Source organism: Bradyrhizobium sp. USDA 4503 (assembly GCF_054055815.1).
Genome location: NZ_JBSRXS010000001.1, coordinates 8,136,132 through 8,155,089, shown reverse-complemented (window position 1 = coordinate 8,155,089; position 18,958 = coordinate 8,136,132). Strand labels below are relative to the sequence as shown.

The 18,958-nt window shown below is 61.7% G+C and carries 7 protein-coding genes and 3 pseudogenes; 2 read left to right on the top strand and 8 right to left on the bottom strand.

Features of this window, described 5'->3' with window-relative positions; translation table 11 throughout:
• Positions 1–32: 32 nt before the first annotated feature.
• Together ACVMIH_RS38585 and ACVMIH_RS38580 are read right to left on the bottom strand one after the other, a co-directional pair.
• Positions 33–479, bottom strand: a complete 447-nt coding sequence (locus ACVMIH_RS38585) for a hypothetical protein (protein ID WP_456827048.1) — start codon at positions 477–479, stop codon at positions 33–35.
• Positions 480–509: 30 nt separating this feature from the next.
• The gene (locus ACVMIH_RS38580) at positions 510–878 is read right to left on the bottom strand and encodes an antibiotic biosynthesis monooxygenase family protein (protein ID WP_456827047.1); all 369 of its coding nucleotides are present in this window, start codon (positions 876–878) and stop codon (positions 510–512) included.
• 97 nt (positions 879–975) lie between these two features.
• On the opposite strand from ACVMIH_RS38580, the gene ACVMIH_RS38575 reads away from it, so the two are divergent.
• The gene (locus ACVMIH_RS38575) at positions 976–1,449 is read left to right on the top strand and encodes a MarR family winged helix-turn-helix transcriptional regulator (RefSeq protein WP_253624398.1); all 474 of its coding nucleotides are present in this window, start codon (positions 976–978) and stop codon (positions 1,447–1,449) included.
• A 251-nt stretch (positions 1,450–1,700) separates the two neighbouring features.
• Positions 1,701–2,193, top strand: a pseudogene (locus ACVMIH_RS38570) (transposase); the annotation flags it as partial.
• 31 nt (positions 2,194–2,224) lie between these two features.
• On the opposite strand, the gene ACVMIH_RS38565 reads toward ACVMIH_RS38570, so the two are convergent.
• The 6 genes and pseudogenes from ACVMIH_RS38565 to ACVMIH_RS38540 all read right to left on the bottom strand — a co-directional run.
• A complete protein-coding gene (locus ACVMIH_RS38565) occupies positions 2,225–2,872 on the bottom strand; it encodes a 4'-phosphopantetheinyl transferase family protein (RefSeq protein ID WP_456865768.1) in 648 nt (215 codons plus the stop codon).
• Between the two features lie 233 nt (positions 2,873–3,105).
• Entirely contained in the window at positions 3,106–15,588 is a 12,483-nt protein-coding gene (locus ACVMIH_RS38560) for an amino acid adenylation domain-containing protein (RefSeq protein WP_456865766.1), read from the bottom strand.
• Positions 15,585–15,971: an ectoine synthase gene (locus ACVMIH_RS38555; protein WP_157348798.1), complete on the bottom strand. Its 387-nt coding sequence runs from the start codon at positions 15,969–15,971 to the stop codon at positions 15,585–15,587. The genes ACVMIH_RS38560 and ACVMIH_RS38555 overlap by 4 nt, the downstream gene beginning before the upstream one ends.
• The gene (locus tag ACVMIH_RS38550) at positions 15,958–16,323 is read right to left on the bottom strand and encodes a hypothetical protein (protein ID WP_456865763.1); all 366 of its coding nucleotides are present in this window, start codon (positions 16,321–16,323) and stop codon (positions 15,958–15,960) included. Before ACVMIH_RS38550 ends, ACVMIH_RS38555 begins: the two co-directional genes overlap by 14 nt.
• A 1,659-nt stretch (positions 16,324–17,982) precedes the next feature.
• Positions 17,983–18,342: pseudogene (locus ACVMIH_RS38545) on the bottom strand (ATP-binding protein); the annotation flags it as partial.
• An 11-nt stretch (positions 18,343–18,353) separates the two neighbouring features.
• Positions 18,354–18,909: pseudogene (locus ACVMIH_RS38540) on the bottom strand (Mu transposase domain-containing protein); the annotation flags it as partial.
• Positions 18,910–18,958 lie beyond the last annotated feature (49 nt).

The following is an 18,958-nucleotide window of genomic DNA, read 5'->3' as shown; positions in this document are numbered from 1 at the left end:
GGCGCCACGTCAGTTGTCCGCGCAGTTCCGGTTCAAGCGGGTTTGCGGCGCAACCATCCCTTCATTTTGAGACCGTCCCGCATGTTGAGAGCAAGAAGTGTAATGTTTGTTGCGCCGGCGACGAGCTCGATCGCCTGCACAGCATAGAACGTGGCATCGAATTCTGCCCCCTGAGCCTTGGACGCAAGGAAGAGCGCAGACGGAATAAGAATCAGGATGCCGTTTCCAGCAATGAATGGCATGCGCTTGAATTTGGCTCCGATCAGTCCGGCCCGGCGCGCCTTTGCCAAGATGACACCCGTACCACCGGTCGCAGCGAGCGCCGGAATCAGCAACAAGAAGCCCCACGGTATGGTGCTCTTAACCGCTGCAACTGTGGCATGGGACGCGAACAGCTCGCTGAGTACCGTCGATAGCCAAAATGTGCCGATCGTTGCGATAGCCAAGGCGCCAGCGACAGGATGGATCAACTTGATCATGCGTATCTTCCCTTCCTAAAAGCAGCAGGGCTAGGCAACGCAGATGCCGGGCACGGCAACTTTCTGGAACAGATGAGGGGAGGCTATCGCCGAGGCCGGATAGCTTGCGATTTTTGCTAGAAAGTCAGGATGGGTAAAGGCCGCGCGGAAGTGTGCGGTGGATTCCCAGACCGCGTAGTTCAGATAGGTCGAGCTGTCTCCGAGAGCTCTGTGCAGCTGAGTGGAAATGAAGCCCGGCTGTCGCTTCATGAACGCTGCGTCGTCCTGCCAGGACTTGAGAAAAGCCGCCTCATCGGCTTTGTCGAGAGTGAATGGGTTCACCAGGACGACAGAATTTGCATCAATAGCGATCTGGCGGTCGATCGGAAAGGAAGGGTCGAGTGGGCGTAGCAGCGACATGAGTGCCTCCATGGCTATTTAATCTATGATGCCTAATTGGTATTATGACTACATAACAAATTGACGTCATGATGTCAATATAAAACGATGGTGACAAATGAAAAGAGCCAAGCGAACCCCCGAGGGTGACGCCCTGACCGACCTTGTTCTCGATCTGTTTAGGCTCGACAGCCTACTTCTGACGGCCGGCGACCGTCTGGTCGCCCCGCTTGGCCTAACAAGCGCACGCTGGCAGGTGCTTGGCGCCATTGTGTCCGCCGAACGTCCCCAACCGGTCGCTTGGCTCGCTCGCGACCTCGGTGGCAATCGTCAAAACGTGCAGCGGATTATCAATGATCTGCACAGGGAGGGCCTCGTATCTTTTGAGGTCAACCCGCATCACCGACGGGCGCAGCTCGTCGTACTCACTGAGAATGGACAGCGCGCCTTCGAAGCCGCAATGGAATTGCAGGCTCCCTGGATCAACGATCTTTCAGAAGGGCTGTCGGTCAAGGATATACGGATTGTCCATCGCGTGATCACGGCCTTGCGGGATAAACTTGAGGGCAGCCGTGAGGACAAGTCGGCCTGACATGCACGAGGACAGCGGCTGCAGTGCTGTCATGACGTTGAGCCGGAACAATCAGGCGCGCCTCGCCGAACCAGAAAGAACAAAGACAAGCTGCCGCCGGATCGGTCAGCGGAAGAAAGCGCAATGGTACTGTGCCCAGATACGAAAGCGAAGTTACGCGACTGCTTTGTTTGCCGTAGGGCCATCACGCCCTTGATGCGGAGGACTTGTCTCTGAGTGGTTGGCCGGAATCGAGCGCGTGCAGCGACGCCGAACGTCGTACGCACAGCTACGTGCGGCATGGTACGACCACGTTGTTTGCTGCACGCGATGTCTCCTTGGGGTTCATAATTGGCAAATGCTACAAGCTCCACCGAGCGGACGAGTTCTTGAAGTTTCTCAAAGAGATCGGTGTTCAAATCCCTGAAGGGCTCGATGTCCATATCGTCATGGACAACTACGCCACCCACAAGACACCTAAGATTAAAGCGTGGCTCGCTCGCCGGCCGCACTATCATGTCCACTTCACGCCGACTTCTGCGTCCTGGATCAACCAGGTTGAGTTTGCCGAACTTACCAGAAAGTAGATCCAGCGAGGCGTTCATACCTCCGTCAGGCAGCTCGAGGCCGGCATCCGCATCTTCATCGAACTCCACAACAAAAACCCGAAGCCATTTCAAATGGACCAAGTCCGCCGACCAGATTTTGGCATCCGTCAAACGCTTCTGTCACAAAGCCCAACAGACTTTATGTGGCGAACTTTAGATTCACGTGACTAGCTGGGGTATCGATTGCTTTAGTGGGGTGACTGCTGATCTTGGAGAGGCTCTTCGACCTCATACGTCCGCGAATAAGCCACCCCGATTACATTTTTAGAAATAAGTAACTCGAGCGAAAACGTGCGATTTGCCTTGGACACGTGTCCTGATCGCGCAAAGATATCAATTTCCACGTCCTGGAACTCCAGAAACTGGCGATCCATTGGAAAGCACGCCTTATACACCGCCTCTTTCAAAACAAAGAGATCGCGCCGCTCGAGCGTGTGTAGATCGTACATTCGCCGTTCATTAGGAGTGGCAATCAATTCGATCAGATTTTCCGGCAGAGGTTCATTAGGCTCAATGTCGACGCCGAGAGCTGCAATCCTTTTCGTTCCTGCAATAGCGGCGGCTGCGACTGTATCGTGGTGGGCCAAAGATCCGACCACGCCGGCTGGCCAGACCGGAACACCAGAGCGCGTCTTGGGAATCGCCATTGGTGGGAATCCCAATTGCCCAAGAAGTGTTCGGGCAGCTACTCTTGCGGCACCGCTTTCGCGACGGACTTTGGCAACGGCGCGTCCCATGGACATAACTTCGGAAGCGTACAGAGTGGATCCGTCGCAGCGTTCTATCGGACGGATACCGACCATGATGTTCCGTTGATCAATTGTGACAATCTCCATTACTTGGTCCGGCTAGCTTTTCGAACATTTGAGGGTCGACCAGAGCGGCGACGGTCGCCCACATACGGACTGCTTCTGATCTGCGCCTGAATTTGATCGGGGGGCAGTTAGAGTCTCGGTGGTTTTGCAGCGAGATCGAAGTCTGGACCACCGAGCCGCTTGCCGACCTGTGGGGTATTTTGGGGCTTGAGACTGACCCTTCGAACCCAAGCTTTTCGAGAGAAAGTCCTTGTCTATTTAACAGTCCCGCTTAGCGCCCTTGAAATGGCCCGAGCCAGAACTTGCCGGTTTTCTGGATTGCTCACCATTGTCGTGTGATTGCCTGGCATCGGCACCGCATGAATGGCCGCGGCATCCAAAACCAAGTCCCAACCCTTCTTTGGCGAGTTTGCCTTGTGATGCGGTTGTTCGTCGAGTGGTACCCCAGAGCTGATGAGAGGCTCGCTGGCATAAAACTGATGTATCTCGATCGGGAGCGGCGGAACTCGGTACGATTGTAGCGCCCGCTGAAATGCCACGGCCCTTTGATACATCGAAACATCGCTGTGGAGATCGTGATCTGGAGGTAACGCTCCTATTTGCTGCGCCTTTTCGAGCAACTCAGAAATGGAACATTGCTCCGTGCATCCTTCGAAAGCCTCGCCGTATTCATCCTGCGAGATTCTACAACGCTCCAAAACAAATTCTCGAGCCAAATTGATGTGTGATGCGTTTGAATAATCTGCAGGTGAACCAACATCGATGAACGCCATGAATGATACAACTTCGTCGATGCTCAGCAATTGCTCGGCAATTGCATAGGCCAGGATTGCACCTGATGAGTATCCAGCAAAACGGTATGGGCCTCGTGGCTGGATCTCTTTAATCGCACGGATCACCTCTGCGGCCATCGCCTCAAGAGTGGGTGAGCAAACGTCATTGAAGGGCGGCCATGGCAGGGCGTAGACGGGGCAATCTACATCCATTTCCGCCACCAAACCGAAGACATAGGAATAATCCCCAAAACCTGAGGGGACAAAGAAGAGCGGTGGCTGCGATCCGGTTGATCGAACGGAAACTACCCCTCGGCTACTGGGCTGTGGCTCCACATGAACCTTTGATGCAAATTCCTTCAGAACAGGGGTTTGGAAGAGATCGGCAGCGCTAAAGCTCAGCCCAAGTTCTAATGCTCGACCGAGCATCTGCACGGCCAAGAGCGAGTGGCCGCCCAGTTCGAAGAAGTGGTCGTTGCGCCCGATGCGCTCGAGACCGAGAAGCTCGGCCCAGATCTGCGCCAGCGCCGTCTCGACCGCACCCTGCGGCGCCTCATAGGCCGCCAGCGCATAGGCTGCATCGGCCGGCGCCGGCAGCGCGTTCCGATCGAGCTTGCCGTTCGGCGTCAGCGGCAGCGCCGCGATCGGCACGAACGCAGCCGGCACCATGTAGTCCGGCAGCCGGCTACTTAAGTGCGCGCGCAAGGCGTCCGCAAGCCCGCCTGCATCACCCTCGTCCGCAGCCCGCGGCGCGCAGACCACATAGGCGATCAGATGCTTGTCGCCGGCGCGGCTCTGGCGTGCCACCACCACCGCCTCGCGCACAAGGGCGTGCTCGCAAAGCTTTGCGACGATCTCGCCCGGCTCGATGCGGTAGCCGCGGATCTTCACCTGGTCGTCGTTGCGGCCCAAAAACTCAATATTGCCGTCCGGCAGGTAACGCCCGAGGTCTCCGGTCCGGTACAGCCGATCGCCCTCGACAAAGGGACTGGCGATGAACCGCTCGGCCGTCAGTTCAGGGCGGTTCAAATACCCGCGCGCCACTCCCGCCCCGCCAATGTAAAGCTCGCCGACCGCACCAAACGGCACGGGCGCGCCATGACCGTCCAGCAGGTACACCCGCGTGTTGGCGATTGGACGCCCGATCGGAACCACTGTCCCATCAAAATCAGCCGGGCAATTCCAGACCGTCGCGCAAACTGTTGTCTCGGTCGGGCCATACGCGTTGACAATTGATGCCGGGGCAAGACTTCGGATGAGTTCAGCCTTCGGCAGCTCGCCAGCAAGAATGAGAACTTGCGAAGCCAAACATCCCAGATTCTTACTTGCCGGTAGCAACGCGGGGGGTAACGTCGCATGGGTGATAGCTTCGCTTCGGAGATAATCCGATAGCTTGTTACTCGCTTGACGCATCTCGTCCGCTGGCAAGTGCAACGCGGCTCCAGAGCCAAACGCCATAACAAGCTCCCAAGCGCTTGCATCAAAACCAATGGAGGCGAACTGCACGACTCGGCTCTTGGAAGAAGCGCGAAAAAGGCCGACCTGAGCCGACAGCAGATTGACCAGCTCCCGATGCTGGACCATGACGCCCTTTGGGGTTCCCGTGGATCCTGAGGTGTAGATCACATAGGCGAGATGGCTGGACGTGAGACCAAGCGCGCGTGGGTCAGGGTCCGAATCCGGCCGTTCGGCCCAGGCCGGCGTGGCCGTTGCCAGATCGACCACCGTCACGGCATTCAGCACGTCGGGGCCGAGTGCTGCGCGTCCGGCGGCATCGCAAAGCAGCAGCCGCGGCGCGGCATCGTCGACAACCTGCCGCAGCCGCTCGCCGGGATAGGCCGGGTCCAGCGGCAGATAGGCACCGCCCGCCTTGAGGATCGCCAAAAGCCCGACCACCATCGCCAGACTACGTTCCAGGCAGATCGCCACTGGCTGGTCCGGCTTGACCCCGAGGGCGATCAGATGATGCGCCAGCCGGTTGGCCCTCGCGTTGAGCTCACCATAGCTCAGCCGCTCATCTTCGCAGACCAGCGCCACCGCCTCCGGTGCCTTTTGCACCTGCGCCTCGAACAGCTCATGGATGCACCGTTCCGACGGATAAGGCGCCGCGGTTCGGTTCAATTCCTCCAGCAGATAGCTGCGCTCCTCGGCCGGCAGGATGTCGAGCTCGCGCACCGGCATGTTGGGGGCATGCTCCAGCGCCTCGGCCAGTTGCTCGAGCGCCCGCTGCATGTGGCCGCAGACCCGATCAGCAGAAACAGGCTCCGCCACCTGCGCCGTCAGGCCGAGCGCTTCGCCATAATCCTCGACCGACAAGTTTACGGGATAGTTGGTGCGCTCCTCGCCGCCGAGCCATTCCACGCCCGACAGGACATCATCCGTTCCGAGGCCGGGCGTGGCCGCCGGCCTGTTGTGACGGTAGTTCAACAGCGCGCTGAACAGCGGCGCCGGCGCCGCAACGCCGCTGCAGCGTTGCGCCAGCGCCAGCGAAGCATGCTCATGCGCAAGCAGCTCGGAAAGCTGCGCGTGGGTACTGCGCACGCTCGCCGCAACCCCGGTCTCGTCCAGGGCAAGCCGCACAGGCAGCGTGTTGATGAACAGGCCCATTGTACGGTCGGCGCCCGCGCCCGCATGCATTCGGCCGAACAGCACCGTGCCGAACACCACCTGCTCTCGGCCGCTGCTGCGCGCCACCACCTGCCCCCAGGCCAGATGGCACAGGCTGGCCAAGCTCACCCCGAGCCGTTGCGCCTGTTCGCGCAGCCGCTCGTTGAGCGCCGGCGGCAGCATCCGATGCGCCTCACTGAGCCCGCTGCCGTCGCCGTAGACCTCGCTTAGCCCAAACGGCATGGTCGGCTCGTCGATGTCGGCCAGCATCTTTCGGAAGAATTCTTCGTGCGCTTCCGCACTCACGCCCAGCCGCGTTTGCATGACCAGATTGCGGAACGGCTGCGGCTCTGACAACTCATGCGCACGCCCCTCGAGCACGGCGCGCACCTCGGTATGCATCACCTCCAGCGTCGTGTGATCGCCGATCAAATGGTGCTGCAACTGCAGCAGCAGCCAGCGCCTGCTGGCGGGCTCGCGCGCGATCACAAACCGCAACAAGGGCGCCTGGCCAATTTCGATGCGCTGCCGGCGCGGATCAAACCGGCGCCGGAGCTCATCGGCACCGGAGCTTTCGCAGCCGTCCAGCTCGACCTCGCTCACGTGTAGCGGCGCGCGCCGCCAGACGACCTGGACCGGGCTCGACAGCCCCTCCCAAACAAACGCCGTACGCAGGATATCGTGCCGATCCACCACCTGCTGAACCGCACCAAGATAACGCTCCAACAGGGCACGCTCGGCAAACGCCACCTGCGACACCATCAGGTAGGGATCGCCCCGACTGGCTAGCAGATGATGGAACAGGATGCCGTCTTGCAGCGGCGACAGGCCATAGATGTCCTGGATGTTGCTGACGCCGCCGGGCACTGTGGCGATGATCCGATCGATCTCGCCCTGTGTCAGCTCAATCAGCGGCAGCATCGGCGGCGTAATGGCGGTGTTTTGCTCGGTGATCAGGTTGACGGGGGCTGCCACCTCGTGATGGCTGCCAAGGCTGGCGGCAAGATCGGCCAGCACCGGCCTGGCGAACAAGGTGCGTACCTCGACCCCGAGCGACAGCCGCCGCAGCCGCTCCAAGACCTGCACAGCCAAGAGCGAGTGGCCGCCCAGTTCGAAGAAGTGGTCGTGGCGGCTGATGCGCTCGACACCGAGCAGCTCGGCCCAGATCCGCGCCAGCGCGGTCTCGACCGCGCCCTGCGGCGCCTCATAGGCCGCCAGCGCATAGGCTTCATCGGCCGGCGCCGGCAGCGCGTTGCGATCGAGCTTGCCGTTCGGCGTCAGCGGCAGCGCTGCGATCGGCACGAACGCAACCGGCACCATGTAGTCTGGCAGCCGGCTACTCAAGTGCGCGCGCAAGGCGCCCGCAAGCCCGCCTCCATCGCCCCCGTCCGAGCCGGCCTCGGGGGTGCCGGTCTCGGGCGCGCAGACCACATAGGCGATCAGATGCTTGTCGCCGGCGCGGCTCTGGCGCGCCACCACCACCGCCTCGCGCACAAGGGCGTGCTCGCACAGCTTTGCTACGATCTCGCCCGGCTCGATGCGGTAGCCGCGGATCTTCACCTGGTCGTCGTTGCGGCCCAAAAACTCAATATTGCCGTCCGGCAGATAACGCCCGAGGTCACCGGTCCGGTACAGCCGATCGCCCTCGCCAAAGGGACTGGCGATGAACCGCTCGGCCGTCAGTTCAGGGCGGTTCAAATACCCGCGCGCCATCCCCGCCCCGCCGATGTAAAGCTCGCCCACCGCGCCGAACGGCACGGGCGCGCCATGACCGTCCAGCAGGTACACCCGCGTGTTGGCGATCGGGCGGCCGATCGGGATCACCGATCCATCAAAATCAGTCGGACAAGTCCAGGCGGTCACGTCGATAGCAGCTTCCGTGGGACCGTACAGATTGTGCAGACCAGTCCAGGGCAATACGCGACGAACCTTCTGCGCAAGGCAGGCAGAAAGCGCCTCACCACTACAGATGAGACGCTTCAGCGATGTGCAGCGATCAACCCCCTTCGCGTCCATGAAGCTGATCAGCATCGATGGTACAAAGTGTGCTGTGGTGATGCGTTGGCTGACTATCAAGTTGACAAGCGCATCAGGGTCTCTGTGCGCACCAGGAAGCGCCAGCACCAGGCTCGCCCCTTCAAGCAACGTCCAGAAGAATTCCCAGGCCGAGACATCGAAGCCAAATGAGGTCTTCTGCAAGACAACGTCAGTCGCATTGAGTGCGTAGGCTTTTTGCATCCAGATCAGGCGATTGATAATAGCCCGATGCTCATTCTGCGCTCCTTTGGGCGTTCCGGTTGAGCCTGAGGTGTAGATCACATAGGCGAGATGGCTGGACGTGAGACCAAGCGCGCGTGGGTCAGGGTCCGAATCCGGCCGTTCGGCCCAGGCCGGCGTGGCCGTTGCCAGATCGACCACCGTCACGGCATTCAGCACGTCGGGGCCGAGTGCTGCGCGTCCGGCGGCATCGCAAAGCAGCAGCCGCGGCGCTGCATCGTCGACAACCTGCCGCAGCCGCTCGCCGGGATAGGCCGGGTCCAGCGGCAGATAGGCACCGCTCGCCTTGAGGATTGCCAAGAGCCCGATCACCATCGCCAGGCTGCGTTCCAGGCAGATCGCCACCGGCTGGTCCGGCTTGACCCCGAGGGCGATCAGATGATGCGCCAGCCGGTTGGCCCGTGCGTTGAGCTCACCATAGCTCAGCCTCTCATGTTCGCAGACCAGCGCCACCGCCTCCGGCGCCTTTTGCACCTGCGCCTCGAACAGCTCATGGATGCACCGCTCCGACGGATAAGGCGCCGCCGTCCGGTTCAACTCCTCCAAGAGATAGCTGCGCTCCTCGGCCGGCAGGATGTCGATGCGGCCGACCTCTTGCTGCGCATCGGCAGCCATCGCTTGCAGCAGCGCCAGCAGATAACCACGCTGCCGCTCGATGGTCGCGCGATCGAACAGCGCCGTAACATAACCCAGTGTTCCGGCGATCTCCCCGCCATGCTCGCCAAGGCTCAGCTCCAGGTCGAACTTGATCTGATCGATCTCGGAGACAGCCTCTACACTCAGCCCCGGCAGCTCCAATGACCCAACCGCATTGTTCTCCCAAGCCAGCATCACCTGCAACAACGGCGTGTGATCAAGAGCCCGGGGCGGCTGCACGATCTCCACCACCTGCTCGAACGGCAGGTCCTGATGCTCCTGCGCAGCCAGCACCGTGCGCCGCGTCCGCTCCAGAAGCTCCGACACGCTTGGCTCGCCTGACAGGTCCAACCGAAGCGCCAGGGTGTTAACGAAGAACCCGATCAGCTCTTCGATCTCGCGGTGCCCCCGATTGGCGCTCGGCACGCCGATCACAAGATCGTCCTGTCCCGACAGACGCGACAGCACCGCCGCCCAGGCCGCCAGCACCGTCATGAACAAGGTCGTGCCATGCTGCAGGCACAGCCGCTTCAGCTCCCGCGTCAGATCCGCATCGATGACGATCGGGACCGTGGCCGCGGCAAACGACTGCTGGGCCGGCCGCACACGGTCAGTCGGCAAGACAAGACGGGTCGTGCCTGCCAGGGCATCGCGCCAATACTGCGCCTGCTTCTGCAGCCGTTCCCCCGACAGCCATTGGCGTTGCCAGGCGGCGTAATCCGGATACTGGATCGCCAGCGCCGGCAAAGGATCGTCCTGACCAGCCCCGAATGCCCGGTAAAGCTGGCTGAGTTCACGCAGCAGCACGCCCATCGACCAGCCGTCCGAGACGATGTGATGCTGGGTCAGCAGGAAGACGTGCTCATCATCCGACATCCGCACCAGATGCCCGCGGATCAGCGGACCGCGCGCAAGATCGAATGGCGTACGCGCCTCTTCTTGGCACAGATCCAAAAGTGCCGCTTCCGCATCAGCTCTGTGCCGAAGATCGTGCTCAAGTACCGGCAATCCCGCATCCGGCGGCAGGATCTCAACGCGGGGCTTGCCTTGCGTCGCGACAAAGACGCTGCGCAGCGCCTCATGACGCGCAAACAGACGGTCAAGGCTGCGCTGCCAGGCGCGGCCGTCAAGCACTCCGCGCAGTCGCAGGGCCAGCGGAATGTGATAGTTCGTGCTGCCTACGTTCAGCTGCGCCAAAAACCATAGCCGCTGCTGCGCAAACGACAGCACCAGCGGCTCATGCCGCGACACGACCGCAATCGACGGCAGCTGTTGCGGACCGGAGCGGCTCAACAGCTCGACGATGCTTGCCGCCAGGTCAGCCAGCACCGGCCTTGCGAACAGCGTCGACAGCGGCAGTTCGACCCCAACAGCCCGTGACAGCCGGCTCGACACCTGCACGGCCAAGAGCGAGTGGCCGCCGAGTTCGAAGAAGTGGTCGTGGCGGCTGATGCGCTCGACACCGAGGAGCTCGGCCCAGATCCGCGCCAGCGCGATCTCGACCGCGCCTTGCGGCGCCTCATAGGCCGCCAGCGCATAGGCTTCATCCGCCGGCGCCGGCAGCGCGTTGCGATCGAGCTTGCCGTTCACCGTCAGCGGCAGCGCCGCGATCGGCACGAACGCCGCCGGCACCATGTAGTCCGGCAGCCGGCTACTCAAATGCGCGCGCAAGGCGCCGGCAAGCCCGCCTCCATTGCCCTCGTCCGAGCCGGTCTCTTGCGCCCCGGTCTCGGGCGCGCAGACCACATAGGCGATCAGATGCTTGTCGCCGGCGCGGCTCTCGCGCGCCACCACCACCGCCTCGCGCACAAGGGCGTGCTCGCACAGCTTTGCTACGATCTCGCCCGGTTCGATGCGGTAGCCGCGGATCTTCACCTGGTCGTCGTTGCGGCCCAGGAACTCCAGATTGCCGTCCGGCAGATAACGCCCGAGGTCGCCGGTCCGGTACAGCCGATCGCCCTCGACAAAGGGACTGGCGATGAACCGCTCGGCCGTCAGTTCAGGGCGGTTCAAATACCCGCGCGCCACCCCCGCCCCGCCAATGTAAAGCTCGCCCACTGCGCCGAACGGCACGGGCGCGCGATGACCGTCCAGCAGGTACACCCGCGTGTTGGCGATTGGACGCCCGATCGGGACCACCGACCCATCAAAATCAGCCGGACAAGTCCAGGCCGTCGCAAACGTCGTCGTCTCAGTGGGCCCGTAGCAGTGAATGAGACGTACGGGGCCTTTTTCTTTCAGCAATCTCAAAAATGAGGCGAGATCGCCGCGCTCACCTCCGCAGAGGAGGTACTTCAGCTGCGCCAACGTCGGAGCAATCGATGACGTATATTGGTTGAACAATGCTGTTGTCAGAAACAGTGATGTCACGCGGTACTGTTCTAGCACCCGGGCAAAACTGGAAGTATCCCTGACGGTGGCGGCATCCATTGCAACAATGCAACCACCGTTAAGCAGCGGTGCCCATACTTCGAATGTGCTTGCGTCGAAGGCGGGATTGCCAGCCCATGCCACCCGATCTCCTGCATCGACCTTCGCATAGCCACTGTTGATCACGAGCCGGTTGACGGCACGATGAGGAACAACAACGCCTTTCGGAAGGCCAGTTGAGCCGGAGGTGTACATGACGTATGCGGCAGTCTCAGCGCTCAACACCAGACCAGGATCGCTACTACATCCCGTTCCAACTATGAGCGGCTCAATAGCGAGAACAGGTATCGTCGCCTCAACCAGGTCATCCCCGCAAAGCACCAGGCGTGCAGCACAATCGGCCATCAACAATTCTTGTCGCGCAGATGGAAGGGCGCGATCGATCGGTACATACACTCCGCCCGCCTTCAGAATCGCCAACTGCGCCACCACAAGAGCGGCGGAGCGGTCCAGCACGGAGGCAATGCGATCCCCAGGCTTGACCCCGAGGGCGATCAGATGATGCGCCAGCCGGTTGGCCCTCGCGTTGAGTTCGCCATAGCTCAGCCGCTCATCTTCGCAGACCAGCGCCATTGCATCCGGCGCCCTTTGCACCTGCGCCTCGAACAGCTCATGGATGCATCGTTCCGACGGATAAGGCGCCGCGGTCCGGTTCAACTCCTCCAAGAGATAGCTGCGCTCCTCGGCCGGCAGGATGTCGATGCGGCCGACCACCTGGCCCGCATCGGCAGCCATCGCCCGCAGCAGCGCCAGCAAATAACCAATCTGCCGCTCGATCGTCGACTGATCAAACAGCGCCGTGACATAACCAAGGGTTCCGGCGATCTCCTCGCCATGCTCGCCAAGGCTCAGCTCCAGGTCAAACTCGACCTGGTCAATCTCCTCCCCGGCAACTTCGATACTCAGTCCCGGCAGGTCCAGTGACCCAACCGCATTGTTCTCCCAAGCCAGCATCACCTGCAACAACGGCGTGTGATCAAGAGCCCGGGGCGGCTGCACGATCTCCACCACCTGCTCGAACGGCAGGTCCTGATGCTCCTGCGCAGCCAGCACCGTGCGCCGCGTCCGCTCCAGAAGCTCCGACACGCTTGGCTCGCCTGACAGGTCCAACCGAATCGCCAGGGTGTTGACGAAGAACCCGATCAGCTCTTCGATCTCCCGATGCCCCCGATTGGCGCTCGGCACGCCGATCACAAGATCGTCCTGTCCCGACAGACGCGACAGCACCGCCGCCCAGGCCGCCAGCACCGTCATGAACAAGGTCGTGCCATGCTGCAGGCACAGCCGCTTCAGCTCCCGCGTCAGATCCGCATCGATGACGATCGGGACCGTGGCCGCGGCAAACGACTGCTGGGCCGGCCGCACACGGTCGGTCGGCAAGACAAGACGGGTCGTGCCCGCCAGGGCGCTGCGCCAATACTGCGCCTGCTTCTGCAGCCGTTCCCCCGACAGCCATTGGCGTTGCCAGGCGGCGTAATCCGGATACTGGATCGCCAGCGCCGGCAAAGGATCGTCCTGACCAGCCCCGAATGCCCGGTAAAGCTGGCTGAGTTCACGCAGCAGCACGCCCATCGACCAGCCGTCCGAGACGATGTGATGCTGGGTCAGCAGGAAGACGTGCTCATCATCCGACATCCGCACCAGATGCCCGCGGATCAGCGGACCGCGCGCAAGATCGAATGGCGTACGCGCCTCTTCTTGGCACAGATCCAAAAGTGCCGCTTCCGCATCAGCTCTGTGCCGAAGATCGTGCTCAAGTACCGGCAATCCCGCATCCGGCGGCAGGATCTCAACGCGGGGCTTGCCTTGCGTCGCGACAAAGACGCTGCGCAGCGCCTCATGACGCGCAAACAGACGGTCAAGGCTGCGCTGCCAGGCGCGGCCGTCAAGCACTCCGCGCAGTCGCAGGGCCAGCGGAATGTGATAGTTCGTGCTGCCTACGTTCAGCTGCGCCAAAAACCATAGCCGCTGCTGCGCAAACGACAGCACCAGCGGCTCATGCCGCGACACGACCGCAATCGACGGCAGCTGTTGCGGACCGGAGCGGCTCAACAGCTCGACGATGCTTGCCGCCAGGTCAGCCAGCACCGGCCTTGCGAACAGCGTCGACAGCGGCAGTTCGACCCCAACAGCCCGTGACAGCCGGCTCGACACCTGCACGGCCAAGAGCGAGTGGCCGCCGAGTTCGAAGAAGTGGTCGTGGCGGCTGATGCGCTCGACACCGAGGAGCTCGGCCCAGATCCGCGCCAGCGCGATCTCGACCGCGCCTTGCGGCGCCTCATAGGCCGCCAGCGCATAGGCTTCATCCGCCGGCGCCGGCAGCGCGTTGCGATCGAGCTTGCCATTTACCGTCAGCGGCAGCGCCGCGATCGGCACGAACGCCGCCGGCACCATGTAGTCCGGCAGCCGGCTACTCAAATGCGCGCGCAAGGCGCCGGCAAGCCCGCCTCCATTGCCCCCGTCCGAGCCGGTCTCGGGGGCGCCGGTCTCGGGCGCGCAGACCACATAGGCGATCAGATGCTTGTCGCCGGCGCGGCTCTGGCGCGCCACCACCACCGCCTCGCGCACAAGGGCGTGCTCGCACAGCTTTGCTACGATCTCGCCCGGTTCGATGCGGTAGCCGCGGATCTTCACCTGGTCGTCGTTGCGGCCCAGGAACTCCAGATTGCCGTCCGGCAGATAACGCCCGAGGTCACCGGTCCGGTACAGCCGGTCGCCCTCGACAAAGGGACTGGCGATGAACCGCTCGGCTGTCAGTTCAGGACGGTTCAAATACCCGCGCGCAACCCCTGCCCCGCCGATGTAAAGCTCGCCCACTGCGCCGAACGGCACGGGCGCGCCATGGCCATCCAGCAGGTAGACCCGCGTGTTGGCGATTGGACGCCCGATGTGAGGCATCTCGGGCCAACATGACGGATCAGCTGCAAGGTGGTGCTCGGAAATGACGCTGATTTCTGTGGACCCATATTGATTGATCAATCTCGCGTTCGGGTGTGCTTCGAAAAAAGCCCTAAGCAGTGGAGTGGCCTGCAATCGTTCGCCGGCTGTATAAAGCTCTCTTAAAGAGGGCAGCTGCACGCGCCGCGTGTTCCAGACTTCTGCAAGATGATTCAATGCCACGAATGGGAGGAAAAGCCGCTCGATCGCCTCCCGCTCGATAAACTCCAATAGGTCGGAGAAACGCCTCCGGGTCTCTTCTCCCAGGAGCACGAGTACTCCGCCGCCCTTCCAACAAATGAACAATTCCTGGCAGGACACATCGAAGTTCAGGGTCGCGAACTGAAGTGTACGCAGTTTTGAGGTGCCAATCCCCGCCAGCGAATTTACAAGCGAGCCGTGGGACATTTCAACGCCTTTGGGCGTTCCGGTTGAGCCTGAGGTGTAGATCACATAGGCGAGATGGCGCGATGTGAGACCAAGCGTGCGCGGGTCGGGATCCGAAGGCGGCCGCTCGCACCAGGCCCAGCTGCCAGTATCCAGATCGACCACGCTCACATTCGCGAGCGCCTCGCCGCCCAATGCGGTTCGACCGGCGGTATCGCAAAGCAGCAGCTGCGGTTCTGCATCGCCGACAATCTGCCGCAGCCGCGCCGGTGGATAGGTTGGATCCAGCGGCAGATAGGCGCCGCCCGCCTTCAGGATCGCCAAGACACCAACCACCATCGCCAGGCTGCGTTTAAGGCAGATCGCCACCGGCTGGTCCGGCTTGACCCCGAGCTCGATCAGATGATGCGCCAGCCGGTTGGCCTGCGCATTGAGTTCGCGATAGCTCAATCTCTCCTTCTCATGGACCACCGCCACCGCCTTCGGCGCCTTCTGCACCTGCGCCTCGAACAGCTCATGGATGCACAGCTCCGACGGATAAGGCGCCGCCGTCCGATTCAACTCCTCCAGTAGATAGGAGCGCTCGTCGGTCGACAGGATATCGATGCAGCCGAACGGCTGCCCCGCATTGGCCCTCACGTCATAAGTTTGCAAATGCTGCGTCATGCAGTCGATCTTCGCCTTGCTCAATATGTCGAGCCTGCCGGGTCGTTGAGCTTGTGGCGCTCGGTTCCGTTAAGGGGCGGGTTGAAGATGCTGACGAGGATCAGGTCCTTGTCCCGTCCCCCGCGCAGAAGATGCTTGTCATGCTTGTCAAGCACATACATGTCGCCCTTACGAATGGAGAAGACATTGCCGTCCATGTCCTCGACCTCGCCCTCTCCGGCGATGCAGTAGCAGGCTTCGAGGTGATTGCGGTATTGCAGAAGCGAAACGGTGTTAGCGCGGACCACAGTGTGGCAGACGCTAAAACCCATGCCGTCCTTATCCGTCAGAAGGCGGTGGCTCGTGCCATTGCCCCAATCGACGAAGTGATCGGTCGCTTCAACGTCGTGCAGGCTACGCACAATCATAGCGTTCGATTGCCGGATTCTCGTTGAATTCATTGTTGCGGCGGCTGGAGGTCGTTGTTTTTGATCTGCAAGCGCGGCTTCCGCGCACTGCCGAAGCATCGGCTACACCCAAAAGGCCTACCGAGCCCTCCCGGCGTCTAGACAAAAATATCGGCGTGAGGGTATTCCGCAGCCGAGCCGAAGGCGTGCACGTACCACCTTGATTTTCATCCTTCTTCGCGGTTCTGCCGCCTGCGTTGGTATGGTCGAGAACGCCGCTGGTGATGTTGCCGGCCAGACAAAGCGGCTCCGGTCGCAGATTTGGCAAGTTGTTTCCTTCCTTTCGCTGTGTCTCGCGGCGCGAATACAGCACCGCAGCCTCTCAGCTAACTGAGCAAACCCCATGCCACGGCCGCCCCAGATAAGAGACAAATGTGTGGCTGTTTCGGCCGGCTAGCGAGCGCAAAGGATTTAGCTGCGCGGCCAAGCCGGCTTCAACTTGCGACGGTAGCCAAGCCCTCAAGGCAGGCGGGGGTCTGCATTCTTCGCGCCAGCCAATGGTCAACAATTCGCAACATGTTCTTGTTGGCTTTGTCGGCTTCCAGACTTACTTAGGTTTCGGCGCACGCAGTCAGCCCAATCCATAGCGGCTTCAGGTTGACGTTGTCCTTCGTCGTTGTCGACAGGTGCAAGCGGACCTATCGCTTACGCCTCCGACATGGATGAAGGTGGGCTGCCATCGTCGGCGCTGTTTGGGTCGCTGTCCGCCTGAAACTTTGTCAGTGATCAGCCGTTTGGGATCCGTAGTACCGCTCCAGCGAGGCGTCCGACGCCGCCCCTCAAGCCCCAGGAGCGTGTCGCGCTGGAGCGTCAGGCCGCCATGTTGGACGCCATGCTCGCGTGCGCCCAACGGCTGTGCCAAGGGTGGGCATCACCTTGCTGCAACGTCGGCAAGCTGGACGTGGCGCTCAACGGCAGCAATGGAACCTCTCTTCAGGGCGCCCGTCGCCATTCGACGAGAATTGATACTGAGTCGGGCCTTCATGAAATCCGCCGAAGAACCGCACCTCGATGCAGGATTCAACACACGCTAGGCCGCTCATTGCATGAATGGGCACCAGAACATTCGTTAGGTTGATTGTTTCCGATCCAGCTCGCTCAGCATAGCGAGATCAACGCATAAGGCTCATTGATGACTGAAGGGGGTTTTGGGCAACGAGAAGGTATTCTCCCCGGAGACGATAAAGCATCCCGGGACGGTTTGTCAGCCGCGAGGATCGGCATTTGCGTGGATAGGCGCACACGAAACGGCAGCAGGCTCGGCGGGATGATCGCCATCTGGCTGCGCCGCTCGACCTTGCCCGGGCGTCGCAGATTCGAGCGATTTCCCTCACGGTCCTGGTTGAGAAACGATATCGGCTTAACCGAACACGTTGGACAATTGGCGATGGATCGAGCTGACGAGATGAGATTGAGGCATGGTGGATGGTTTTAGCTGCGCCCGACAATTAGTTTGCGGCAGGCCACTGGCTGGTTTGCATGGTCAAATGTGATCAGCAATCGCATGCCGCACTTTCTTCGCCCGGGAACTTCCGTGCCCAGCAACGCGCATTGTGGCGAAGGCCAATAACGGATTCGGTGGGTACCCTCGCCATCGCCGCAAACCCGGCCAACACGGCTGAGTTTTTGCCCGTTGGATCGCAATAATTTGGAGGTTCCGCCGGCAGGCGCGAATCAGAAACGCCCGGTCAACGCTCGCCCATCATTCACCACGGTATCCCCAGCCAAGCGAGCTCGACAGCGAGCATCCACGGAAGCAATCACTAGATCAGGTATCTGCAGGGTAAAACTTATTCACTCGCCCGCACGGAGCTGCGCAGTGCCGAAATGACGGATTCGGTTCATGCCCTGCGCTATGGAAAGTCTCCTTGCGATGCCTTGCCAACACCTCTTCCGCTCGGTGCATGGTGCAAAGTGCCCGCCGGATCTGGGAAGCGATTGAAGCAAGGTTGGTGGGAAAGAAATCGATAAACCCGAGCGCCGAGGCGAGCCAGCTCTTGCCGACGCCGGCGGGGCCGCAGATCAGCAGGTTGACGTGGTCGTCGATCCAGCGGCCCTCGACGAGGCTGGCGAACAGCGCGCGGTCGAGACCGCGCGGGGGGCGGTAGGCGACGTCCTCGACGCACGCCTGCTGGCGCAGCTTGGCGTGGCGCAGGCGGGTGGCGAGCCGCTTGTCGTGGCGCAGCGAGGCTTCGCGTTCGAGCAGTAGCGCGAGCCATTCGGCGTGACCGAGGCTATCGGCCTCGCCCGTGGCTTCGATGTCGACGAAGGCCTTGGCCATGCCATGCAGGCCGAGCGCATTGAGCCGGTCGAAGGTCGGATGAGTGAGCAAGGGATCATCTCCTAATTGTAGTAGCGCGGTCCGCGGATGTTGGCATGCAGGATCGGCGCGTCGTCCGCGGAGCGCTTGGGTGAAGGACGCCGATCGAGATTGTTGGCAAGGATCGACTTGACCGAGCCGTAGGTGCGCGCGCCGATGTCGATTGCCCGGGCGGCCGCAGCGTCGAGGCGCTCGCGCCCGTAGGACGCGGCGAGCCGCAGAATGCCGAGGCAGGCGCGGAACCCCTGTTCGGGTTGCGAGCGCTCGTCAAGGATGAGGTCGCACAACGCGCTGGTCGCCGGGCCGATCGCGGCGGCGTCCTGCCGGATGCGCGCGATGGTCCAGCCGGCGTAGCGGCGATGGCTCGAGGCCGTGTGCTCGGGCACGGTGGTATGCTTGTGATTGCCGCTCATGCGCTGATGCGCGGCGATCCGCTCGCCCTTGTGGAAGATCTCGACGGTGCGGGCGGTGAGCCGCACCTCGACCTCGGCGCGCGCGAAGCGATGCGGAACGCTGTAGTAATGCTTCTCCACGTCGACGTGGTAATCGATGCTGACGCGGACGGACCCGCCACTCGGCCGCAAACATCGCCGGCGACATGCGCATCACACCGTCCGCGATCGTTGGC

What these genes read in the sequence shown, in the direction of transcription:
- ACVMIH_RS38585 (WP_456827048.1), bottom strand. Translation starts at nt 479, where the DNA reads ATGATCAAGTTGATCCATCCTGTCGCTGGCGCCTTGGCTATCGCAACG.
- ACVMIH_RS38555 (WP_157348798.1), bottom strand. Translation starts at nt 15,971, where the DNA reads ATGATTGTGCGTAGCCTGCACGACGTTGAAGCGACCGATCACTTCGTC.
- ACVMIH_RS38575 (WP_253624398.1), top strand. Translation starts at nt 976, where the DNA reads ATGAAAAGAGCCAAGCGAACCCCCGAGGGTGACGCCCTGACCGACCTT.
- ACVMIH_RS38565 (WP_456865768.1), bottom strand. Translation starts at nt 2,872, where the DNA reads ATGGAGATTGTCACAATTGATCAACGGAACATCATGGTCGGTATCCGT.
- ACVMIH_RS38580 (WP_456827047.1), bottom strand. Translation starts at nt 878, where the DNA reads ATGTCGCTGCTACGCCCACTCGACCCTTCCTTTCCGATCGACCGCCAG.